This is a genomic window from Flavobacterium sp. FlaQc-28, from assembly GCF_044007415.1.
In the GTDB taxonomy this organism is placed as follows: domain Bacteria; phylum Bacteroidota; class Bacteroidia; order Flavobacteriales; family Flavobacteriaceae; genus Flavobacterium.
In genome coordinates, this window is sequence record NZ_JBIPCM010000002.1 from 132,889 (window position 1) to 156,913 (window position 24,025).

19 protein-coding genes are annotated in these 24,025 nt (G+C 33.9%); 5 read left to right on the top strand and 14 right to left on the bottom strand.

What is annotated here, in order from left to right; translation table 11 throughout:
• Nucleotides 1–32 precede the first annotated feature (32 nt).
• Together ACHRVL_RS06460 and ACHRVL_RS06465 are read right to left on the bottom strand one after the other, a co-directional pair.
• Entirely contained in the window at nt 33–344 is a 312-nt protein-coding gene (locus ACHRVL_RS06460; RefSeq protein WP_395411261.1) for a hypothetical protein, read from the bottom strand.
• A gap of 93 nt (nt 345–437) precedes the next feature.
• Nucleotides 438–857 carry a helix-turn-helix domain-containing protein gene (locus ACHRVL_RS06465; RefSeq protein WP_395411262.1) on the bottom strand — a complete coding sequence of 140 codons (420 nt, stop codon included), beginning with the start codon at nt 855–857 and terminating at the stop codon, nt 438–440.
• Between the two features lie 206 nt (nt 858–1,063).
• Here ACHRVL_RS06465 and ACHRVL_RS06470 point away from each other — a divergent pair, with 206 nt between their 5' ends.
• Nucleotides 1,064–1,390 carry a hypothetical protein gene (locus ACHRVL_RS06470; protein WP_395411264.1) on the top strand — a complete coding sequence of 109 codons (327 nt, stop codon included), beginning with the start codon at nt 1,064–1,066 and terminating at the stop codon, nt 1,388–1,390.
• Nucleotides 1,391–1,736: 346 nt separating this feature from the next.
• On the opposite strand, the gene lysA is transcribed toward ACHRVL_RS06470, so the two are convergent.
• From lysA to gltB, 3 genes are all read right to left on the bottom strand, one after another.
• Nucleotides 1,737–3,029: a diaminopimelate decarboxylase gene (lysA, locus tag ACHRVL_RS06475; protein ID WP_256371702.1), complete on the bottom strand. Its 1,293-nt coding sequence runs from the start codon at nt 3,027–3,029 to the stop codon at nt 1,737–1,739.
• A gap of 512 nt (nt 3,030–3,541) precedes the next feature.
• Nucleotides 3,542–4,996, bottom strand: coding sequence for a glutamate synthase subunit beta (locus ACHRVL_RS06480; protein WP_395411266.1), 1,455 nt, complete (start codon nt 4,994–4,996; stop codon nt 3,542–3,544).
• 96 nt (nt 4,997–5,092) lie between these two features.
• The gene (gene gltB, locus ACHRVL_RS06485; protein ID WP_395411267.1) at nt 5,093–9,607 is read right to left on the bottom strand and encodes a glutamate synthase large subunit; all 4,515 of its coding nucleotides are present in this window, start codon (nt 9,605–9,607) and stop codon (nt 5,093–5,095) included.
• 415 nt (nt 9,608–10,022) lie between these two features.
• Here gltB and sucC point away from each other — a divergent pair, with 415 nt between their 5' ends.
• On the top strand, nt 10,023–11,216 hold the full coding sequence (sucC, locus tag ACHRVL_RS06490; protein WP_395411269.1) for an ADP-forming succinate--CoA ligase subunit beta: 1,194 nt from the start codon (nt 10,023–10,025) through the stop codon (nt 11,214–11,216).
• A gap of 387 nt (nt 11,217–11,603) precedes the next feature.
• Here sucC and ACHRVL_RS06495 read toward each other — a convergent pair whose 3' ends face one another.
• Nucleotides 11,604–12,401 (bottom strand): DUF5694 domain-containing protein, encoded by a 798-nt coding sequence (locus tag ACHRVL_RS06495; protein WP_395411271.1) that lies wholly within the window; start codon nt 12,399–12,401, stop codon nt 11,604–11,606.
• Between the two features lie 222 nt (nt 12,402–12,623).
• Between ACHRVL_RS06495 and ACHRVL_RS06500 the strand changes: the two genes are divergently transcribed.
• On the top strand, nt 12,624–13,664 hold the full coding sequence (locus ACHRVL_RS06500) for a sensor histidine kinase (RefSeq protein WP_395411272.1): 1,041 nt from the start codon (nt 12,624–12,626) through the stop codon (nt 13,662–13,664).
• A 3-nt stretch (nt 13,665–13,667) separates the two neighbouring features.
• Nucleotides 13,668–14,375 (top strand): LytR/AlgR family response regulator transcription factor, encoded by a 708-nt coding sequence (locus ACHRVL_RS06505; protein ID WP_395411274.1) that lies wholly within the window; start codon nt 13,668–13,670, stop codon nt 14,373–14,375.
• Nucleotides 14,376–14,529: 154 nt separating this feature from the next.
• Here ACHRVL_RS06505 and ACHRVL_RS06510 read toward each other — a convergent pair whose 3' ends face one another.
• Genes ACHRVL_RS06510 through ACHRVL_RS06525 form a run of 4 tightly spaced genes read right to left on the bottom strand, consistent with a single transcriptional unit; the run spans nt 14,530 to nt 17,913 of the window.
• Entirely contained in the window at nt 14,530–14,997 is a 468-nt protein-coding gene (locus tag ACHRVL_RS06510; protein ID WP_129054261.1) for a DUF1456 family protein, read from the bottom strand.
• 51 nt (nt 14,998–15,048) lie between these two features.
• Nucleotides 15,049–16,071 carry an aminotransferase class I/II-fold pyridoxal phosphate-dependent enzyme gene (locus ACHRVL_RS06515; RefSeq protein ID WP_395411275.1) on the bottom strand — a complete coding sequence of 341 codons (1,023 nt, stop codon included), beginning with the start codon at nt 16,069–16,071 and terminating at the stop codon, nt 15,049–15,051.
• Between the two features lie 3 nt (nt 16,072–16,074).
• A complete protein-coding gene (locus ACHRVL_RS06520; protein ID WP_395411277.1) occupies nt 16,075–17,085 on the bottom strand; it encodes a dipeptide epimerase in 1,011 nt (336 codons plus the stop codon).
• Nucleotides 17,086–17,115: 30 nt separating this feature from the next.
• Nucleotides 17,116–17,913 (bottom strand): alpha/beta hydrolase, encoded by a 798-nt coding sequence (locus tag ACHRVL_RS06525; protein WP_395411279.1) that lies wholly within the window; start codon nt 17,911–17,913, stop codon nt 17,116–17,118.
• 57 nt (nt 17,914–17,970) lie between these two features.
• On the opposite strand from ACHRVL_RS06525, the gene ACHRVL_RS06530 reads away from it, so the two are divergent.
• A complete protein-coding gene (locus ACHRVL_RS06530; protein ID WP_395411281.1) occupies nt 17,971–18,372 on the top strand; it encodes an excinuclease ABC subunit B in 402 nt (133 codons plus the stop codon).
• A 41-nt stretch (nt 18,373–18,413) separates the two neighbouring features.
• On the opposite strand, the gene ACHRVL_RS06535 is transcribed toward ACHRVL_RS06530, so the two are convergent.
• The 4 genes from ACHRVL_RS06535 to ACHRVL_RS06550 form a co-directional block, all read right to left on the bottom strand.
• On the bottom strand, nt 18,414–20,597 hold the full coding sequence (locus tag ACHRVL_RS06535) for a prolyl oligopeptidase family serine peptidase (RefSeq protein WP_395411283.1): 2,184 nt from the start codon (nt 20,595–20,597) through the stop codon (nt 18,414–18,416).
• A 102-nt stretch (nt 20,598–20,699) separates the two neighbouring features.
• Entirely contained in the window at nt 20,700–22,691 is a 1,992-nt protein-coding gene (gene uvrB, locus ACHRVL_RS06540; protein WP_395411285.1) for an excinuclease ABC subunit UvrB, read from the bottom strand.
• A 46-nt stretch (nt 22,692–22,737) separates the two neighbouring features.
• Nucleotides 22,738–23,679 carry an alpha/beta fold hydrolase gene (locus tag ACHRVL_RS06545; protein ID WP_395411287.1) on the bottom strand — a complete coding sequence of 314 codons (942 nt, stop codon included), beginning with the start codon at nt 23,677–23,679 and terminating at the stop codon, nt 22,738–22,740.
• An 82-nt stretch (nt 23,680–23,761) separates the two neighbouring features.
• On the bottom strand, nt 23,762–23,998 hold the full coding sequence (locus tag ACHRVL_RS06550; protein WP_395411290.1) for a uroporphyrinogen decarboxylase: 237 nt from the start codon (nt 23,996–23,998) through the stop codon (nt 23,762–23,764).
• Between the last annotated feature and the right edge of the window lie 27 nt (nt 23,999–24,025).

The following is a 24,025-nucleotide window of genomic DNA, read 5'->3' on the forward strand; positions in this document are numbered from 1 at the left end:
TTTGGAAATACTTTTGCAACGAAACCGTAAACCTAAAATCTACTGCCAAAACCACCTTTAATAATAAGTGTATCATTTTCGTAATAATGATTGCACATAAAATCTTTTTTTGTAAAATCATTTTTTAGATGATCATAAAATATAGTGTCTTCAACCATATTTTTTCCTCTATAAACTGTTCCATAAATCGAATCTATCGCATATTGTGATCCGTTGTTTGTTGTATTTATATTTTCAAGAGCCAACGCTTTTATTTTTGGGTCTAAAATTATTTTGATTGTTTTTTGAGAATAAATAAAACTTACTGATAAGACAAAAAATAATGTGAGTAGATTTAATTTCATAGGTTTAAAGTTTGGATTGAAATTTTGGTTGTGCACAAAAAAAGCACAAAATAAAAAGATATTTGTGCTTTCATAAAATGTATTGTTGAGGAATTATTTTCCTTTTAGTAATTTTTCTAAATATTCTACTTTGTCTTTTTCAGCCTGAACCAAACGTTCGTAAAGCTTTTTGTTTTCGTCATAAGATTCAATTAATTTATCTACTGGATTGAATGTTGGTTGGTATTGAATATTTGAGTTCATTGATGCATTATCATTATTATTGATCGTGTTTCCAATAATATTAAATACAGCTTCGTCACTATAATTTTTTATAGCTTCTGCCGAAACACCTAAAACTTCTGCAATAGCATCTAGTTTTTCTTCGTCAATGGTTTCACTTCCTTCAATATTTGATACAGTTTGCTGAGTAACACCAATTGCAAAAGCGAGTGCCTCTTGTTTCATACCTCTAAGCTCTCTAATTCGGCTTATGTTTCTTCCAATATGTTTTGGTTTTGCTGTTGTAGTCATAGCTCAAAGATATTTAAAAATTATTAGATTTTTTTTGATCGTTGTAAAAAACAAAAATACTTTGTAAGATACAATTAGCATTTGTCGATTACCCGAAAATCTATTGATTACTTGCGAGGAGTAAAAATACAATTTTTCTTACTTTAAAATTATGGAATTATAAAATAAAATAATGCTTAAAAATACACACAAGAAATCAAATGTCAATGAAAAAAAATGAAATGGAAAATGAAGAGAAATTTAAAAAATTAATGCGTTATTATTTTGAAACTCTAAAATCGGCTAATAAAGAAAATGAGCAGTATGTTGCTAAAGTTACGTTTTCAAGTTACTATGAGCTTGGCAGCGCTATTAACGAAATGCTGAAACTATGTATTTTAGGCGTGGATAACGACGTACATAAAATTTCAGAAACTGATATAAGAACAACTATAAATTTGTCTTTAATTTTAGAAGTTGTGCACCAGCTTTTTCCTCTCGATGCTTTTGAATTTCTAGATGAAATCGATGATAAGTTTCTTAAAAAAGTCTAAATTCTAGAAGAGTAATAGAAAATAGCAATGTTCATATTAGGGGTGGAGTTTCTTGCTAAGATTTCTCCTTACGTCGAAATGACAAACTTGATGGTTGCTTTGCGTTTGTGTTGATTTTTTTTGCGGATTTTCTTGCGAAGATTTGCTTCGCCTGTTCGCTATCGCTCGAGTCTCCTTCGGTCGAAATGACAAATATTGTGGTTACTTTGCGCGGGCTTCGACTTCGCTCAGCCTGACAATTATAATAAATAGAAAAATCTGCGTAGATCTGCGTGAAATAAAAGCAAAAAAAATCCCATCTCAATTAAGAAACGGGATTAAATAGATATTCTCTTTTTTTTTTATTTTAAACTGTTGCAGCAATTTCTTGTGGCAATGGAATTTGATTTTTAAGTAAATCTTCAAATGTTTCAGCTTGACGAATCAAGATTCCTTGTCCGTTCATCCATAAAACTTCGGCTGGTTTGTATCTTGAATTGTAGTTTGAAGACATTGAGAAACAATAAGCTCCAGCATTTCTGAAAGATAAAATGTCGCCCTCAGTAATTTCCTGAATTCTGCGGTTGTTGGCGAAAGTATCTGTTTCGCAAATGTATCCTACAACAGAGTAAAAACGCTCTTTTCCTTTTGGGTTTGAGATGTTTTCGATATGGTGTGAAGATCCGTACAACATTGGGCGAATTAAGTGGTTGAAACCACTGTCTACTCCAGCGAAAACTGTTGATGTTGTTTGTTTTACTACGTTTACTTTTACTAAGAAATGACCTGCTTCGCTCACCAAGAATTTTCCTGGTTCGAAAATCAACGTTAAATCTCTGCCGTATTCTGTACAGAAAGCGTTGAATCTTTTAGATAATTTTTTACCTAATTCTTCGATGTCTGTTTCGATATCGTCTTTTTTGTAAGGAACTTTGAATCCGCTTCCGAAATCTAAGAATTGTAATTCTTTGAAATGTTTAGCGGTATCGAACAAGATTTCAGCAGCATACAAGAATACTTCGATATCTAAAATATCAGATCCTGTGTGCATGTGAATACCCACAATGTGCATTTTTGTGTTTTCGACAATTCGCAAGATATGCGGAATCTGGTGAACAGAAATTCCGAATTTACTATCAATATGTCCAACCGAAATGTTAGCATTTCCGCCCGCCATTACGTGTGGATTGATACGAATACATACTGGAATATGTGGATGTTTTGTTCCGAATTGCTCTAAAATAGATAAATTGTCGATATTGATTTGTACTCCCATTGCGGCAACTTCTTCGATTTCTTCAAGAGAAACGCCGTTTGGTGTAAAGAAAATCTTTTCGGGTTCATAGCCAGCATGAAGTCCTAACTGAACTTCCTGAATTGATACAGTATCTAAGCCAGACCCCATGTTCTTTAATAACTGAAGAATCGCAACGTTAGACAATGCCTTCATGGCGTAATTAACTCTCAAGTTTTCTACCTTAGAGAAAGCTTTAGTTAATCTGTTGTACTGAGATTGGATTTTTTCGGCATCGTAAACATACAATGGACTTCCAAATTGGTCTGCTAACTGCAGTAAATCTTTTGCTTGCATTTTTAAATCATTTTGAGCAAAGTTATTACACTTTTGATTACCAGCAAATAAATTGTAGAAAAATAACAAATTGTAACAAATTGTTTAATTTTGAACAAAAAGTTGCTTATTTTGAGTTTTTGTAACCTTTTCTGAGGTTGTAAGATTTTAGAATACTAATATAGTAAGTTTTTTAGCTACGAATTACACGAATTTACACGAATTTTTAATTTTATTTTTCGCAGAATGTGACAGCATAGACCGTGGTTTCAACCACGGGAAACGTTACGGATTGAACGATATCATAATATTGTGTTCCCGTGGTTTCAACCACGGGCTATGTTTGAAATAGAAACCAGCCAAGAATGAAAATTCGTGTAATTGCTTCGCCTATTCGCTATCGCTCGGGTCGTGGCAAACAAAAAAAACCTTTAAATCTGTAAATCCCGATAGCTATCGGGAGTGGCTAAAAAAAACAAAACCCCTGAATATAAATTCAAGGGTTTGTTAGTAGTTATGTTGTTTATCAGAATAAAGATTTAATAAAATGCTAAGAAAAAAAACTTAGAATCTTACCACCTTAGTTTCTCAGAACCTTTAAATTAAAGACTCGGTAAATCTCCTCTTCCTTTAGTAGGCAGGTTGGTAGAGCCCATAAGGAACAAATCTACCTCTCTTGCTGCTTCGCGACCTTCTGAAATAGCCCACACGATTAATGATTGTCCTCTTCTCATATCACCTGCAGTGAAAATGTGAGGAACGTTTGTCTGATAATTATGTGCTTTGTAGTTGCTTCTAAAATCAGTTTCGATTCCTAATTGTTCGCTTAAAGTTTTTTCTGGACCTGTAAATCCAAGAGCCAATAAAGCTAAATCGCAAGGCCAGATTTTTTCAGAACCTTCTTTTTCGATTAATTCAGGGCGTTGACCTGGAGTCATTTTCCATTGCACTTCAACCGTTTTTAATCCGGTTAATTCGCCTTTATCGTTAGAAATGAATTCTTTAGTGTTGATCAACCAGTTTCTGTCGCAGCCTTCTTCGTGAGAAGAAGATGTTTTTAACTGCAACGGCCAGAAAGGCCAAGGAGTTGACTCGCTTCTTCCAACTGGAGGTTTTGGTAAAATCTCAAAGTTAGTTACCGATTTAGCTCCGTGTCTGTTTGAAGTTCCGATACAGTCAGAACCAGTATCTCCACCACCAATAACGATTACATCTTTACCAGTTGCTTTAACTTGATCTGGAATTGATTCTCCAAATAAAACTTTAGTTTGTTGAGTTAAGAAATCCATTGCCTGAACAACACCTTTACTTTCGATTCCTTTAGTTGGCAAACTTCTTCTTTCTGTTGCTCCACCGCATAAAACGATAGAATCAAATGCGTTTAATTCTTCAACACTGAAATTTACACCAACGTTTACATCAGTTTTGAAAGTGATCCCTTCAGCTTCAAGAATAGCTACACGTCTGTCGATAATTCCTTTTTCTAATTTGAAATTTGGAATTCCGTAACGTAATAAACCTCCAATTGCATTATCTCTTTCAAAAACGGTAACGGTATGACCCGCTCTGTTTAATTGCTGCGCCGCTGCAAGTCCCGCAGGTCCAGAACCAATAACAGCAACTGTTTTTCCTGTTCTTGTTTTTGGAGTTTGTGGTTTGATCCAACCTTCTGCAAAACCAATTTCAACAATGTTTTTCTCGATGTTTTCGATTGATACAGGATCTTTTATAATTCCTAATACACATGCTTTTTCGCATGGAGCAGGGCATAAACGCCCTGTGAATTCTGGAAAGTTATTAGTCGATTGTAAAATCTCCAATGCACTTTGCCATTCTTCCTGATGTACCATGTCGTTGAAGTCAGGAATTAAATTTCCTAACGGACAACCACTGTGGCAAAAAGGAATACCACAATCCATACATCTTGAACCTTGTTCTTTTACTTTATCTTTTGCTAACGGAATAGTAAATTCGTTGTAGTTCGAAACACGTTCTGCTACTGCTAAATTACTTTCGTCGGCTCTGTTATATTCTTTAAATCCGCCTATTTTACCCATGACATTTTTAATAAAATTTAGTTGTGAGTTGTAAAATGGGAGAGGTGAGTTGAAAAACTTAGCACCTCTGCATCTTTGTATCTCAGAACCTTTTAATTAAGCTATTAATTCTTCTATTTGTTTTTCTTCTGCAATTCTTTTTAATGCTTTCTTATAATCAGTTGGCATTACTTTTACGAAGTGCTGTTGTTGATTTTCCCAGTCTGCTAAAATTCTTTTTGCTAATGGACTGCTGGTGTACAATGAATGATTTTTGATCAATCGTCTTAGTTTTGTAACGTCTTCTTCTTCCAATGGATCGAATGCAACCATTTCCATGTTACAAACTGTTGAGTCGAATTTTTTATTTGGATCGTAAACATAAGCTACACCACCGCTCATACCAGCTGCGAAGTTTCTTCCTGTTTTTCCTAAAACTACTACTGTACCACCGGTCATGTACTCGCAACCGTGATCTCCAATTCCTTCAACAACTGCTGTTGCTCCAGAATTTCTCACACAGAAACGCTCTCCGGCCATTCCATTAATATAAGCCTCTCCGGTAATAGCTCCGTAAAGGGCAACGTTTCCAATAATGATATTGTCTTCAGGTTTGAAGGTTGCAGTAGGAGGTACTTTTACAATTAGTTTTCCTCCAGACAGCCCTTTTCCTAAGTAATCATTACAGTTTCCGTGAATTTTAAACGACAATCCGTTTGTTGCAAAAGCACCAAAACTTTGTCCGGCAGAACCTTCAAAATCAACTAAAATAGTGTCATCAGGTAATCCTTGTGCGCCATAAATTTTTGAGATTTCATTACTCAAAATCGCACCTACAGAACGGTCTGTATTTTTAATTTTAAAGGTTACTCTTGTTTTCTCTTTTCTATAGATAGATGGAATCGCTTCTTTGATAATGTCAAAATCTAATACGTTTTCAAGTTGGTGATCTTGTTGAGTTGTATTGTGATTTGGCTGTGTTTTCGCTTTTTCTGGTTTGTATAGAATTGGTGATAAATCTAAACCATTTGCTTTGTAATGTTTGATCGCTTTGTTCACATTTAATTTTTGTGACTGACCAACCATTTCTTTTAAAGTTCTGAAACCTAACTGTGCCATGATTTCTCTTAATTCTTCAGCAATAAAATACATGAAGTTGATTACGTGCTCTGGAGTTCCTTTGAAATTTTTTCTCAATTCAGGATCCTGAGTTGCAATACCAACTGGGCAAGTATTTAAGTGACAAGCTCTCATCATGATACATCCAGAAGCTACAAGCGGTGCCGTTGCAAAACCAAATTCTTCAGCTCCTAATAAAGCTGCGATAGCTACGTCACGACCTGTTTTTAACTGTCCGTCACACTCTAAAACTACACGGCTTCTTAAGTCATTTAAGATCAAAGTCTGCTGTGCTTCAGCTAAACCAAGTTCCCATGGAATACCTGTGTGCTGTAAAGATGTTAATGGTGCGGCTCCCGTTCCTCCGTCATAACCAGAAATTAAGATTACGTCAGCTTTTGCTTTGGCAACACCGGCAGCGATGGTTCCAACTCCAACTTCAGAAACTAATTTTACGTTTACGCGCGCTTCACGGTTTGCATTTTTTAAGTCATAAATCAACTGAGATAAATCCTCAATTGAGTAAATATCGTGGTGAGGCGGAGGTGAAATCAAACCTACATAAGGTGTAGAGTTTCTAGTTTCAGCAATCCAAGGCACTACTTTTTCTCCAGGTAACTGTCCACCTTCACCAGGTTTTGCTCCCTGAGCCATTTTAATTTGGATTTCTTTAGCGTTTGTCAAATAGTTGATCGAAACACCAAAACGTCCTGACGCAACTTGCTTAATTGCAGAGTTTCTAGAATCTCCGTTAATTTCTTTCTGGAAACGTTTTGGATCTTCTCCACCTTCTCCAGAGTTACTTTTTCCGCCGATTCTGTTCATTGCAATCGCTAAATTCTCGTGTGCTTCTCTAGAAATAGATCCGTAAGACATTGCACCCGTTTTGAATTTTTTTACAATTTCTGTCCAAGGTTCTACTTCGTCAATAGAAATTGGATCTAAGTTGTTGAATTCAAATAAACCTCTAATGGTCATTAAGTTTGAGCTTTGCTCGTTAACGGCATTTGAGTATTCTTTATAACTTTCTGGGCTGTTTAAACGAACCGCTTGTTGTAATTTAGAAATAGTGGTTGGGTTAAACATGTGTTTTTCACCGCCACGTCTCCATCTGTAAATACCTCCAATTTCAAGAGAAAGCAAACTTGCCACTTTTGAATTTGGGAAAGCTTTTTGGAAACGTTTTTTTACTTCTTTCTCCACTTCCATTAAACCAATTCCTTCAATTCTTGATGGCGTGTAAGGGAAGTATTTAGAGGTGAATGTTTTGTTTAAACCTAAAATCTCGAAAATCTGAGCAGCTCTATATGAATGTAAAGTAGAGATACCAATTTTGTTCATGATTTTCACGATTCCTTTTGCAATCGCTTTGTTGTAGTTAACTACAGCGTAATCTGCTTTTACTCCAGTGATGAAACCTTGCGCAACTTGATCGTAAATGATTTCGTTTACCATGTACGGATTGATTGCACTTGCACCGTATCCGAATAATAAAGCAAAATGATGAGGTTCGCGTGGTTCAGCAGATTCGATTATAATTCCAAATTTAGAACGAACTTGTAAAATGTTTAAAGAGTGGTGAATGTAAGAGCAAGCCAATAACATTGGAATTGGAGCTAATTCTTCGCTTACACCTCTATCAGAAAGAATGATAACATTACATCCTTCATTTACAGCTTTGAAAGTTGCCTGAACACATTTTTCAAGCGCACGCTCTAAACCGTTAACTCCTTTTTCTATTTTATATAGAGTTGAAATAGTAGCCGATTTGAAATCTGCGTGGTCAATATTTCTAATTTTATCTAAATCCTCGTTAGAAATAACTGGATTTTGGATTTTTAGTTTTTTACATTGTTTTGACTCGATTTCAAAAATATTGAAATCTCCACCAATCGCTAAACTAATATCGGTAATGATTTCTTCACGAATACCATCTAAAGGCGGGTTAGTAACCTGAGCAAACAATTGTTTGAAATAGTTGTACAACAATTGAGGCTGGTCTGATAATACTGCCAATGGTGTATCGTTACCCATAGAACTGATTGCTTCAGCTCCTTGACCTCCCATTGGGTTGATGATTGTTTTTAAATCTTCAATGGTGTAACCAAATAAACGCTGTCTAGTTAAAAAATCTAGTTTTTCAACAGGAGTAGGGTTGTTGGTATAAGGAACTTTAGCAAGAGGCAATAAGTTAGCATCTAACCATTCTTGGTATGGACGTTTTGTAACGATTGATTTTTTTACTTCTTCGTCTTCTATAATACGACCTTCGTTCATGTCAACCAGGAACATTTTTCCTGGTTCAAGACGTCCGTGCTGAATTACATCTTCTGGATCGATATCTAATACACCAATTTCTGACGACATGATTACGAAACCGCTGTGTGTTAATGTGTAACGAGAAGGACGCAATCCGTTTCTGTCTAATAAAGCTCCAATTACGTTTCCATCTGTAAACGGAATAGAAGCTGGACCATCCCAAGGCTCCATGATACAAGCATTGTATTCATAGAAAGCTCTTTTTTCTGGAGACATGGTTTGGTGTTTTTCCCAAGCTTCAGGAACAACCATCATCATTGCCTCTGGAAGAGAACGACCAGTCATTAATAAAAGTTCAACCACCATATCCATAGAAGCAGAATCTGATTTTCCTTCTAAGATAATTGGGAATAATTTTTTGATATCATCGCCAAAAACTTTGCTCTGCATAAGCTCTTCACGAGCACGCATACGGCTTACGTTTCCACGAAGTGTGTTGATCTCACCATTATGACACATGTATCTAAACGGTTGAGCTAAGTCCCAAGATGGGAATGTATTTGTAGAGAAACGCTGGTGTACAAGTGCTAAACGAGTCACCAAGTCTGGATCTTTCAAATCTATATAATAACGGCTGATGTCTTCCGGCATCAATAGACCTTTATATATTATAGTAGTTGTCGATAAACTAGTAAAATAAAACATATGACTTTCAGAGGTTTTAGATCCTCTTACGGCATGTTCAGCAATTTTTCTAGCTGCAAAAAGTTTTGCATTAAATTCTTGTTCAGTTAAATCTTGACCGTTTTTTGAAACGAAAACTTGCTTAACTGTTGGTTCTTTTTCTGCGGCGATCTGCCCTAAATTTTCAACGTCAACAGGCACATCTCTCCAACCTAAAACTTTTAAGTTTTGATCTTTGATAGTTGCTTCAAATGCATTAATACAAAAAGAAACCTGGTTTTTGCTTTTTGGTAAAAAAACCATTCCTACTGCATACTCACGCGCTTCTGGGATTTCAAAGTCACAAACTTTCTTAAAAAAATCATGAGGGATATCAAACAAAATCCCTGCTCCGTCTCCAGTTCTTCCATCAGAACTAACGGCACCACGATGTTCCAATTTAATTAAGATGTCTAATGCTTTGTGAATAATATCGTTTGATTTAATACCATTCAAATTACAAATAAATCCTGCACCACAATTGTCGTGTTCAAATTCAGGCAAATAAAGCCCTTGTTCTTTAACTTTCATTCTTGATATTTTTTCTACAAAAATAAAGATTTCGTTAAACATAATGTATTGAAATTATAAATTGACTTACATTTTTGTTGTAATAATAGAAAAACGCTTCTTAATTGATAATAATGTTATATTGACCATTGCGAAATGATAAAATGACAATGCACTTTAAAATATATTAAGAAAAATCGTCGTTGAGCTACTGAATTCGGTGAATTTTTTGTTAAATCTCAAACGATATAGTGATTTTAAGTTAACATTAACAAAGTGTTTCGGTAACGATTTGTTTGCTTTGAAAAAGAATAATCCTATAATACCTATTTGAGGTGTTTTTTAATTGAAAAAGATTTTACTATTAAGTTGAATTTTGCTACTTTTGTCGCACTTTTATTCTGAAATAAATTCAGAACCAGACAAATTCTATATTATGAACATACACGAATATCAAGGAAAAGAAATTTTAGCAAGTTACGGAGTACGCATTCAACGCGGAATTGTGGCTAACAATGCGGTTGAAGCTGTAGCTGCTGCAAAACAATTAACTGCCGAAACTGGTACAGGATGGCATGTTATTAAAGCACAAATTCACGCAGGTGGTCGTGGAAAAGGTGGTGGAGTTAAGTTGGCTAAAAACTTGCAACAAGTTGAAGAAATCGCTGGACAAATCATCGGAATGCAATTAATTACGCCTCAGACATCTGCTGAAGGTAAAAAAGTAAACAAAGTTTTAGTTGCAGAAGATGTTTACTATCCAGGTGAAAGCGAAACTTCTGAATTTTATGTTTCTGTTTTATTGAATAGAGGTACAGGTCGTAACATGATTATGTATTCTACTGAAGGTGGAATGGATATCGAAGAAGTTGCTGAGCACACTCCACACTTGATCTTTACTGAAGAAATCGATCCATCTGTTGGATTACAAGGTTTCCAAGCAAGAAGAATTGCCTTTAACTTAGGTCTTTCTGGAAATGCTTTCAAAGAAATGGTTAAATTCATCGACGTACTTTACAATGCTTACATTGGTTCTGATGCTTCAATGTTTGAAATCAACCCAGTTTTAAAAACATCTGACAATAAAATTTTAGCTGTTGATGCTAAAGTTAACATTGACGATAACGCTTTATACAGACAACCTAAGTATGCTGAAATGAGAGATATCCGTGAGGAGAATCCAATCGAAGTTGAAGCTAAAGAAGTTGGTCTAAACTATGTTGATCTTGACGGTACTGTAGGATGTATGGTAAACGGAGCTGGTCTTGCAATGGCAACTATGGATTTAATTAAATATGCTGGTTTTGAGCCTGCTAACTTCCTTGACGTAGGAGGAACTGCAGATGCAAAACGTGTTGAAACTGCTTTCAGAATTATCCTGAAAGATCCAAACGTAAAAGCTATCTTAATTAACATCTTCGGAGGAATTGTTCGTTGTGACCGTGTTGCTCAAGGTGTTGTTGATGCTTACAAAAACATGGGAGACGCTATCAATGTGCCAATTATCGTTCGTTTGCAAGGAACAAATGCTGAAATTGCAAAAGAATTAATTGACAACTCTGGTATGCCAATCTTATCTGCAGTTCAATTCCAAGAAGCTGCTGACCAAGTTAAAGCTGCTCTTTCTTAATTAAAATAAGAAATCAATTTATATAGAAAATCCCTCCGATACTTCGGAGGGATTTTTTTTGTTTTTAATTTTACCGCAAAATGCGCTAAGATATTTGCTAATCTGTGACATTATAAACGCAATCCCAATAGCTATCGGGAGCAAAGCTAAATCAATAAAATTTTACGGATTGTATTTCGACATAGCTCGTGGTTTCAACCACGAGGAAGCTCCGTGATGTTACAGATTGTGATGTGCATTGTGTCCATGCGGTTGAAACCGCAGGCTATATTTAAAAAATACAATCTTTTTATAAACGCAAAGTTCGCAAAGCTGTATCCATACAGCTTTGCGAACTTTGCGTTTGTATTTATAATTCCTTGGTAAAAACTTTGCGGCAAAAAAAGTTTACTTCAAAACAGTCGATAAGTCTACAAGTTCAAACGTTGGATCGTTTTCAATAAGCTGTCTGAACATCGCAGCATGTCCGCCGCCAACTAGAACCATTATTTTATCATCTTTGCTTTCAGTTAGCTTTTGGATTAAAGAATACATATATAAGTTTCGTTTGTACCAATTTGTCACTAAGGAAGCACCTGTAAAATCATCTGGTTTTCCAGTTCTGTTTGCTACTTCTAAGTACCATTGTAAGTTATCTTTGTCCGTTTCTTTTTCGTTGAAATAAAGCATAAGTTCTGTTAAAGTGCTTTTTGAAATTCTCTCATTTTGTTCGTTCTGATATTGTGCCATCATGTTTTTAGTCTTCTCCATCAAATCCTTTTGATCCGCTTTTTCCATACTCATCATTAAACTATCGTAAGGAAAAGGAGTGCGGTAATCAATTGCGTATAGTTTTTTGTGATTTAGTTTTTTCGCTGTGCGAAGTGCCAATTGGGTAATTTCGTTTGCATCTTTTTTGAAAAGACTGTCAGTGTTTTTATTGTAAAACTTATCTAATTCAGCTTGTTTGGTGAATCTCCATTCAACAAAAATTTTGTCTGGGCCAAATTTCTTGATTTTGTCGCTCATGGTTTCAAGCTCTTTTTGACTTTTTTCAGACATAACATTAAATGTTTTTATTTTGGCAACATCATTTCCTGGATTTGCAAAATGAAAAGTTCCAATGAGCAGGATTTGTTTCTTTTTTGTTTGAGCAGATGATAGGTTAAATGTAATAAGGACTAGTAATAAGATGATTTTTTGCATGATGATTTTGTGTTTAAATTCATTGCAAATGTAGGGGCAGATTCCAAGCTTTTTTTTCGGTTTTGATGAACGCTCACTTTTACTTGACCAACTGTCGATATTCTGTTTTCAAAATGTTGGTATACTATTTTTCATGGTTCATCATTAAAAAAATAGGGTTTCATATAAATACTATTTAGATTTAAAGTCATAATTGTATTTTTGAATTTATAATTGATATATATGAAACTTAAAATACCTTTTTACTACCACATTATTCTTTTTCTTGGATTGTTTTTAACGTACTGTCTTTGGGATTATGGAATTAATAATAAAATAATAATGGTCGAGCGAACCAAGCTTTACTTTTGGATTACATCGACTTTTTTTCTTTCTGTTTTTGTCATTTATGTAGTCAATTTTTATACGGTTTGTGATTGGTTTTTGAATAAAAAGAAAATTCATTTTTATTTTTTAAGCATTCCATTTTCATTAATCCTTTTTGCTGGAGTGAGATATGTTTTTCAGGAAGTAATTATGTTTAATATTATTGGAGTACATAACTATCATGTTGGCGATTTAGAATGGGGTTTTTATATTCGTGATAATTTCTTTTTTGGATTACCTGCTGTTATTTTTAGTGCGCTGAGTTATTTGTTTTGGCAGTTTCAGAGTGCACAGCAGCAAAATCAAGAATTACTTTTAGAGAATAAAAAAGCTCAATTTCAAATGTTGAAAGCTCAGGTTAGCCCTCATTTTTTGTTTAATACGCTGAATTCTTTTTACAGTCAGTTGATTTTAAAAGACGACGAAATGGCTTCAGATGTTTTAGTGCTTTCCGATTTACTTCGTTATGTTATTACCGAAACTGATAAAGATGAGGCAGTACTTTCAAAAGAAATTCAATTTATTCAAAACTATATTCATTTACAGAAAAAACGTTTTGAAGATCAGTTGTATCTTGATTTTTCTATTAAAGGAAATTATTCGAATGAAAGAATTCTTTCGTCAGCTTTGATTCATTTTGTAGAGAATGTTTTTAAGCACGGAAAATTTAATAGTGAACAGGAAAAAGCAGTTATTTTGATTAAAATAAAAGAGGATTTTTTAGAAATTTCAACGTTTAATTATACCGTAGAAGGCGAGAATTATTCTTCAACCGGAATTGGTTTTGATAACTTAACTAAAAGATTAGAATATATGTATAAAGGTAAATTTGTACTTGAAAAAACCGAAGAAAATAATATCTTTAAAACGTACTTAAAAATACCACTAAAAAAATAATTTATGGCTTTTAAATGTATTATTGTTGACGATGAACCGCCGGCAACTCGTATTCTGGAGAATTATATTGGTAAAGTTAATTTTCTTGAAAATACGGGAGTTTTTAATGATTCATTAAAGGCTTTAGAATTTATAAATACACAAGCAGTTGATGTTATTTTTTTAGATATTCAAATGCCGCAATTAACAGGTTTGCAGATTTCTAGAATTATTTCAAAGGATATAAAGGTAATTTTTACAACAGCTTATCCTGATTTTGCTTTGGAAGGTTTTGAATTGAATGCAGTTGATTATTTATTAAAACCCATTTCGTTTGAGCGTTTTTATCAAGCAGTTTCAAAGCTGAATACGGAATCAAAGACGATTGTTTCAAGTCAAAATAATAGTCCTGATTTTCTATTCATTAAAACAGATGGAAAAAACAAATTCCAAAAGATTTTCCTAAACGATATTTTGTATGTAGAAAGTCTACAGAATTACGTTTGTATTCATACTTCAAAACAGCAGATTATTACGCATTCGTCATTAAAAAATGTAATAGAATCACTTCCTGAAAATGATTTTATTCAGATTCATAAATCACATGTGATTTCTTTGCAGCATATTGAATCTACAGATAATTTTTCTGTTTTTGTAAATGGAAAAGAATTACCAATTGGTGCTACTTTTAAAGATGCTTTTTTTGATAAAATAGAAAAGAATAAGATATAGATTTTTAACCGCAAAGTATGCAAAGATTTTTTACTTAGGATTGAGAATACAAACGCAAAGTTCGCAAAGCTTTATCTATATAACTTTGCGAACTTTGCGTTTATATTTAGTCTTTTAAGTAAGAACCTTGCGTTCTTTGCGGTTAAATCCTCAATTAGGATTTTTTCTTATTGCCGTTTTTGAAAACCACTTTTTCTACAACAGATGGTTTTCCATTTCCTTTAGGAAATGCTTTCTTTTTAGGTTTTCCAGCTGATGAACCCGACTTTGATGAACTTTGATCACCTCTATATTTTTCTGAATCTTTTGGAGAAGCTTTAAATTCGGGTCTTTCTTTAGAAGTTTCTTTCTTTGGAATTTCAGATTTATGTTTTGCTAAAACATCCGTTGGGTTTTTCGGATTTTCTTTAGTTCCTCTCAAATGAATTACCAATCCGTTTAAGAAATTACGCAAAACCTGATCGCCGCATTCCATATAGTTTGGATGATCTTCGGCTCTAAAAAAAGCACCTAATTCTGATTTTGAAATTCTAAAATCTACTAATTCTAAAATTTCAACTATTTGGTCATCACGGAGCATTAAAGCCACGCGAAGTTTTTTAAGTATATCGTTATTTGTCATCGTTTATTTTTTACAAAGGTACGTTTTAAAAGCAAAAACTTGGCGTATTTTTTAGTTATGATTTAAGACCTGAATTAACTTATCCAAATCTTCTTTTAAATGGTTTGCGGTAATTACTATGCGATTTAACGGTTCAGCATCTTTAGTATATTTAAAACTTGCAATGATGATTTTTTCTTGGTTTAATTTTTCTACTAATTCATTTGATAGCAGATAAATTAAAGGATAGTTTTTATCAAATAGAATATTGTTATTTTTGATTAAAATCGAATTGATATATTCTAAATTTTCTAAGAGTTTTTTGTGCTGTAAGGTGTAAATTTCTCTCGCATCTGAAAGTGTTTGTACAAATGCAGGGTTCATTCCAGCTGCACTGGTAAAAGTTTCTAACTCCTTTATTTCATTAATAAATTTTAAATCAGATGCAATAACACCGCCAGTTAATCCAAATGCTTTTCCTAAAGACGAAACCATTATTTTTCTTTTAAAAGAAAAGTCAATTGAAGAATAAATTCCAGAACCATTTTTACCAACAATTCCCAATGAATGAGATTCGTCAATAAGCAAGGTAATTTCTTTATGACTTGGAATCTGTTTTAAGAAAGATAAATCAACGGGTTTTGTTTCAAACGAAGGAACTCCATCGGTAAGAATCGCTATTTTCTCCCGCTTTGAATCTAATAAACGTTCGTTTAATTGATTATTTACAAATAACGGAAGGCTGTTTTCGATTCGGATTGCATTATGCGTATCATTCAAATGAAAAAAACAGTCAGTTTGCTTCTTTATTAAATCTATAACCAATTTTCCCGCCAGCATTCCAGAAGAAACTGTAACAGCACTTTCTGAACCAATATGAGAAGCTAAAAAGTTTTCACCTTCATCATAAGCTCTTAATTTGATGTTAGCAGTTCTGGAACTGCCGTAAGTAGTTCCCCAGTTTAAAATGTTTTTAACGACCAGATTCTGAAAAGCTTTATTGGTTGGAAGTCCTAAATAAGCAGTTCCGCCAAAATACAAAAACTGTTCTTGGTCAATTTCAATAACTCGATCGGGAAATTTGTCGACTTTCATTTTTTATAGCAGTGTAACACCAGTTCCGTTTAGATTAGAATAACTTACAACACCATCTTTTATAGTTACACCAGTTGCAATATCTTCGGCTAAAAGGAGTGCGCCATCCATATCAACATAATCAAGTTGAGGCAGTAAATGAGCAATTGCAGAAATACCTACCGTAGATTCGGTCATACAGCCTACCATTGTTCGCAATCCTAGTTTTTTAGCTTCTTCAATCATGCGTTTTCCCGGAGTTAATCCTCCGCATTTTACCAATTTTACATTTACACCATGAAAATGATTGAAACATTTAGCAACGTCTTCTTCAACAATACAGCTTTCGTCAGCAATAATAGGTAGAACAGAATGTTTGAAAACTTCTCTATGTGCTTCCCAATTATCTGCTTTCATAGGCTGTTCTAAAAACTCAACGCCTAGTTTTTTTAGTTCTATAGCATTATTGATCGTTTCTTCGACTCCCCAGCCGCAATTCGCATCAATTCTAAAAACGGCATTAGTATGTTTTCTAAGTTCTTTTACAATTGCAATATCTTCTTTAGTTCCCAATTTAATTTTATAGATTGGCCACGGAAGTTCCTGCATTTTTGAAACCATTTTTTCAATAGAAGCAATCCCAATTGTATAATCCGTCATTGGATTTCTTTCGGTCGTATAGTTCCATAATTCATATAATTTTTTGCCTTTTTTGCGTGCATACAAATCATTATAAGCCAAGTCTAAAGCACAAAGCGCAAACATATCATCTTTTAGATACGGATGAATTTTTGACCAGAAAACATCTGGAGTTTCATTTTCAGTACTTTCGATAATGGTTCTGATTTTTTCTAGATCTCCCATCATCATTGGAACTGTGGTTTTGTAATATGGGTTTGAAGTAGCTTCTCCAAAACCCGAAAAACCATCGCTTTGCAGTTCGACAATTAATGAAGGCTGAAAATCAATAGATTCTCTAGAAATAGTAAAAGTATGTTTCAGCTTTAAGTTATATTCTTTTAAAATTAGTTTCATATTTGATGCTTTTTTTTGTCAATATTTTGCTCAATAACCAAGCCAAAGAACCGCTTTGACAAAGCCGTCTCTCCATAGTTTTTCGTTGTGTTCGCCGCCTTTTATAATTTTAGTTTTGGTAAGATGCAGGCAATAGCAGCGGTTTTTGTCTAATAACCGTTCCATTTTATTTAAATCTTTTACCATATCGTCACTTTCTTTATCTCCGCAGAGAAAATAAATTTTTGTTTTATTTTTTGGAGCCTGTTCCGTTAAATTATAAATATCATTTGAAAACCAAAATGATGGGGAAAAAATACCCGCCTTGCCAAAAACTTCAGGATATTTAAGAATAGCATAATAAGAAACTAAACCGCCAAGTGAACTTCCCATTATAGTGGTATTTTTTGCTTTGGTTTTAGTTCGATAATGCGTGTCGATGTAGGGTTTTAAAGTTTTTACAATAAAATCAAGATAATCATCAGCGTTTCCGCCGCCGTATTTTTCATTTTTGAATGGTGTTAATTCATCTATACGCTTTTCATTGCCATGTTCAATACCAACTACAATTACAGGAGCTTTAAGACTGTCTAATTTTTCATCGACATTCCATTCTCCAACATAAGAAGTTTTGGCATCAAATAAATTTTGAGCATCATGCATGTAAATAACACTGTGTTTTTTGGCTGAAGCTGAATAACCTTCGGGTAAATAAATCCAGATTTTTTTAGTGGTTTTGAGTTGAGGTGCTTCAATTGTAAAAGTTGATACGTTTTTTGAAGCGGTGCTTTCTTGAGCATTTCCAATTGCAAAACAGAGAAAAATAAAAAAGAAAATGCCTCTAATCATCAGTTATTTTGTGTTTTAGATTTAAATATAATATTTTAGCTAAAAATAATAAATTTGATGAATACCGAAGAAGAAAAGAGAAGTTTACTTTTAGAAATGATTGCTTTCTCGACAGTTGATGGTCAATTGCATAAACGCGAGCTGGATTTTTTATGGCTGGTTGCACAGGAACTGAATGTTGATCGTGCTCTTTTTCAAGATTTGTTTCATCAAGAATATACTGCTAAAGTAATTAAATCTGAGTTTCAGCGTATTCAACAATTTTACAGATTGGCGCTGATTATGCATTGTGACGGTATTTTGCACGAAAAGGAAGCAAAAGCAATTCAGCAGATTGCAATTGAAATGGGATTAAATCCTGGTGCTGTAAAACGTGTTTTAGATCTTATGGAAAAAGCACCAAATGCCTTAATTGACCCAAAAGTGCTGCTCAAAGTATTTCAAGAGCAACACAATTAAGTCAATAGATAGGAGTACAGGAATGTACTTTTAAATTTTTATTATGGTTTTAGTTTTTTAGAAGGTTGAAATTTGGGATGTCCAGTATAAGTATACGCAAAGCTGATTAAATCGCTGTTTTTTTCTATGCTTTTTGTTGCACTATCTCCCATTCCGTGACCAGATTCAAAATCAGTTAAAAAAAGTATTGGATTGCTTGAAGTGTTTGCATTTTGAAGTGAAGCTGCAAATTTTGCCGGTTCCCAAGCAATTACACGCGGATCATTCATTCCTGCCGTTATTAATGTTGCGGGGTAAGCAGTTCCTTTTTTAATATGATGAAACGAATCCATTTCTAGCAGCGCTTTGAATTCTGTTTTATCTTTTACAGTTCCAAATTCAGGAATATTACCTGGACCATTTGGTGATAGTTCTGAGCGGATTGTATTAAATGCTCCTACTTCGGGAATGGCTGCAGCAAACAAATCAGGTCGTTCTGTAATTGCTCTTCCAATTAATATACCGCCCGCACTTGCGCTCCAAATAGCGATTCTTTTAGGCGAAGAATATTTTTCTTTAATTAAATATTCAGTAACCGCAATTAAATCTTTCCATGTATTAGGTTTAGTAGTTTTAAAACCTGCTTTATGCCAAGCTTCTCCTAGTTCTCCACCGCCTCTAACATGTGCAATAACGTAAATACCGCCATAAGTGCAATATGGTAATGAAAAACCAGCACTGAATCGTGGTTCCATAGAGATTCCATAAGCACCATATCCTACCATTAAAAGTGGATTATCTCCATTTAGTTTAGTGTTTTTATTGTAAATGATCGAAACAGGAACCAAAGCGCCATCATGGGAGGGAACCATAATTTCTTTAGAAACAATATCTTTGAATTCTGGATATTCAATAGGTTTTGTCATGGGCTGAAAAGTAAATGTATTGGATGATGGATTATACAAATAACGTTTTGTGGGAGAAGTCCAGCCTGATAGTGTTATCCAAATATCGCTTTTGTTTTCATTTACAGTTAAAAATGAAGCTGAACCTGCTTGAAAAGGCAATTTTAATTCGACAGGTTCCTTTTTTCCTTTTGCTAAGAAAAATACTTTTGCCTGTACGCCATTTTCGGTAAGGGAATAATATAAACCATCTTTTGTAAGTGTAAAATTGGTTATATTTCCATTTTTGGGCTCAGGAATAACTGTTTCTGCTTTTTCGATGTTTGGATCTGAAATGGGAACTTTGATAATTTTATAATTAGAAGCATTTTTATAAGTTAAGTAATAAATAAACTCTTTATCAACATTATAATTTGTTACTTCATCTTTTTTGTCAACTAAATTGGTCCATTTTGTGGGTTTGAAATTGTCTTTTAAATCAGTATCGTACAACTTAATTCGATTGTCTACAGTAAGAACTAAGCCATAGTTTTTATTCGAATTTTTATGATAGAGATTCAAAGGAAATTCTTCAGCACCTATATTAAGTTCGGGATTGGTTGCATTCGACAAAAATTCTACATCTTTATTTGGGTCTTCACCTAATTTATGATAATATACTTTAGAGTTTAATAATCTGTTTGGGTCGGTAACATTTGCAGAGTTTAATCTTCCGTAGGTAAATGAATTTCCATCAGGCATCCAAGAAGGTGTGCTGAACCAACATCTGTCGAATACTTCAGGGTAAACTTTTCCGTCGATGTTTACAATAAGTAATTCTGCACTTTCAGAACCGCTTGGAGCAATTTCTATAGCTACTTTATCTCCTTTTTCATTAGGCGTTATAGAGCTTATATTGTAATTTACTCCCGCTGTTTTTTTGTAAGTTTCTGGATCAAAAAGCAGTTTTTCAGTTCCTTTGTAGCCAATTTTCTGATATAGTTTACCATTTTCCTCGTTGGCATTTCGTTTTAGATAGAAATAATGATCGTTCTCGGTAATTTGTAATTCAGAGATAGTGCTTTCTTTTCTTGCATCAAGCTCTTTTAGTTTTTTAAAGAGATTTTGACGTTCTGGAACTTCATTTAGCTTTGCTCGTGCATAATCAGCATTGGCTTTCATCCAAGTAACCACATTCGGATCATTTAGATTTTCAAGATAGCGATAGGGATCTTCTACCTTTTCTCCGAAATATTCATCTACGACGATTTTTTCTGGGGCGGGCTGTGGTTTAATCTGCCCGAAATTTGATACTACTGAGCCGCAAAGTGCTGCAGTAGTAAGAATAAATTTAGTGCTCATAATTTATCTAGTTTTGAAGTAAGAAAAAATCCCAGATAGATTATGGACGAGTAAATGTATGAAATTATTTTAAATAATTGATAATTAGCTTGTTGTGTTTTTTTAAGCTAATTGATCTTGTAGTTTTTTAATATCATCGCGCAGTTTGGCAGCTTGCATAAAGTCTAACTCTTTAGCTGCTTTTTCCATTGATTTTCTTTTTTCTCGAATCATTTTTTCTAATCCAGATTTAGACAAATAAGCCGTTTCAGGTTCAGCAGCAGCAGGTAAAGTATGTCCTAATTCGTATTCTACCAACGGATTTTTTGTAAATGCGCTGTCTATTTTTTTGTTTAAGGCCTGAGGAGTAATACCATGCTCTGTATTGTAATTAATCTGTTTAGTTCTGCGATAATTAGTTTCGTCTATAGTTCTTTGCATGCTGGCTGTAATTTTATCAGCATACATAATCGCCTTTCCATTTAAGTTTCTGGCTGCACGGCCAATAGTCTGCGTTAAAGATCTATGGTTTCTTAAAAAACCTTCTTTATCAGCATCAAGAATTGCAACAAGAGAAACTTCGGGTAAATCTAAACCTTCACGAAGCAGGTTAACTCCAATTAAGACATCAAAAATACCTTTTCGTAAATCCTGCATGATTTCGATTCGTTCTAAAGTATCAACATCAGAATGAATGTAACGGCATCGAATATTTACTTTAGTTAAATATTTGGCTAATTCTTCGGCCATTCTTTTCGTCAAGGTAGTTACCAGAACTCTTTCGTCCAGTTCACATCTAACTTGTATTTCCTCAATCAAATCATCAATCTGATTTAAACTTGGTCTTACTTCAATAATTGGATCTAATAATCCTGTTGGACGAATAATCTGCTCTACATAAATTCCATCAGATTTTTGCAATTCATAATCTGCAGGTGTTGCCGAAACATAAATTACTTGATTTTGCATAGCTTCAAATTCTTCAAATTTCAAAGGTCTGTTGTCCATTGCGGCAGGCAGTCTAAAACCATATTCAACCAAATTTTCTTTTCGGCTGCGGTCGCCTCCGTACATGGCGTGAACTTGTGAAACTGTTACGTGGCTTTCATCAACAACCATTAGATAATCACTCGGAAAATAGTCTAGTAAACAGAAAGGTCTTGTTCCGGCTTCACGTCCGTCAAGATAACGCGAGTAATTTTCAATTCCAGAACAATATCCCAATTCGCGAATCATTTCTAAATCAAAATTGGTTCGTTCTTCTAAACGTTTGGCTTCTAAATGTTTGCCGATTTCTTTAAAATAATCAACTTGTTTCACTAAATCTTGTTGAATTTCCCAGATTGCGCCTTGCAGAACCTCAGGAGAAGTCACAAACATATTGGCGGGATAGATCGTTAACCTTTTAAACTTTTCGATAACCTGTGAGGTTTTAGGATCAAAAGCTTCGATTTCTTCAATTTCATCTCCAAAAAAGTGAATTCGATACGCATCATCAGCATAGCTGGGATAAACTTCTACCGTATCGCCTTTAATTCTAAAAGTCCCCGGATTAAAATCTGCTTCGGTTCTAGCGTATAAACTTTGTACAAGACTATGCAGTAATTTAGTTCTCGAAATAACTTGATCTCGAGTTATTTCGATTACGTTTTTTTGAAATTCTACAGGATTTCCAATACCATACAAGCAGGAAACTGAGGCAACAACTAAAACGTCACGTCTTCCTGAAAGTAAAGAAGAAGTAGTGCTTAAACGCATTTTTTCGAGCTCTTCATTGATAGATAAATCTTTCTCAATAAAAACCCCTGTAACAGGCATAAAAGCCTCAGGCTGATAATAGTCGTAATAAGAAACGAAATACTCAACCGCATTATTTGGAAAAAATTGTTTGAACTCTGAATATAATTGTGCAGCCAAAGTTTTATTATGCGCTAAAACCAGCGTTGGACGCTGTACTTCTTGAATAACATTGGCTACTGTAAATGTTTTACCAGATCCTGTAACTCCTAATAAAGTTTGATATTTTTCGCCGTCGACTATACCTTGCGACAATTTTTGAATTGCTTGAGGTTGATCTCCTTTTGGACTATATTCTGAAGTTACTTGGAAATTCATTTTTTATGGATGAAGATTAGTTTTGTAAAGATACAAAGTTTGAATTCTATTCTAAAAATTTAATGATGGCGTCGTTTGTAATTTTCGCTTGGTCAATGGTTAAAAAATGACCTGCATCTTTAATTGTTTGAGTTTTGCAGTTTATTAAAAATTTTTGCGCTCTTGTCAGACTTTCTTCAGAGTTGATAACGTCATGATCTCCAATTAATACCAATACTGGATTTGTAATTGATTGTAATTCTTCATCTGAAAACGGACGCATTTTAAGCATACTGGAATTTGATTTTGCATATTTGTTTGCCAAATAAAACTGCCTTTTGTAAACAGGGTTTATGTTTTCAGGATGCGTTGAGAATGTTTGGAGCGTTTTACTGAATTTTTTTTCACTTGGGAAAAGCTTCAACAGCAATGCAGAACTTGTTTTTCTGACTTTATCTATGAATTTAAAAGTCTGTGCGGGACTTAGTAGAACTATTTTATCAATAGAATTTGTTTTTTCAGAAGCTAATAATGCTGCGATCCAGCCACCTCTTGATGCTCCAATAATATCGAATTGTTTTAATTTATAGAAACTGAAAATTTCATTGTACCAAATCACAATTTCTTTGGATGAAAGTGGTTTCGTTGTTAAAGTTGATTTTCCGGGTTCCATTAAAAAGTCGATTGCATAAATCCTGTGATTTTTTGCTAAAGCCTTAATGTTAGGATACCACATGGTTGAGGTTGCATCCATTCCGTGAAGCAAAACCAAACTTTTTCCGTTTTTTGGTCCCGCAATAATCACGTGCGCCGTTCCAAAACTTGTCTTTACATTTTCTTCGGTATAAGGAATATCCCAAAGTTTTAATGCTTTATTGTACGCACTTAAATAGGATTGTTTTTCGCTTTTGGTTTCGAATATATAATCATTAAATTTTGCTTCTTTAATTGAGGAACAACTTGTTATCACTAACAATATTAGGACTAATCTGAAGTATAATTTTTGCATTGCAATAAAATTCAATTTAGCTAAAGATACAATTCTGGAAAAGCGTTTCTGTATCAGAATTTTGCTTTAAAGTATCATAATTCTAAGGTTCGTTTTTTTGTACCGTTAAGTGATAAACTTGTACCAATGCTAAAATTCCGTTGGGAATAATAACAGGAAGAAGCCATTGATTAATGTCTCTGTAATCTTTTAAAAAGATGCCGTATATCACAAAACACATGCATCCGAAAAAATTAATTAAACGTATTTTTTTGAGGTCTTTCAATAAAAAACCTCCTACAATAAAAAATGATGCTAGGTAACCTATATAATCTGCCATGATTTTGATATTGAATAGTTTATAGTA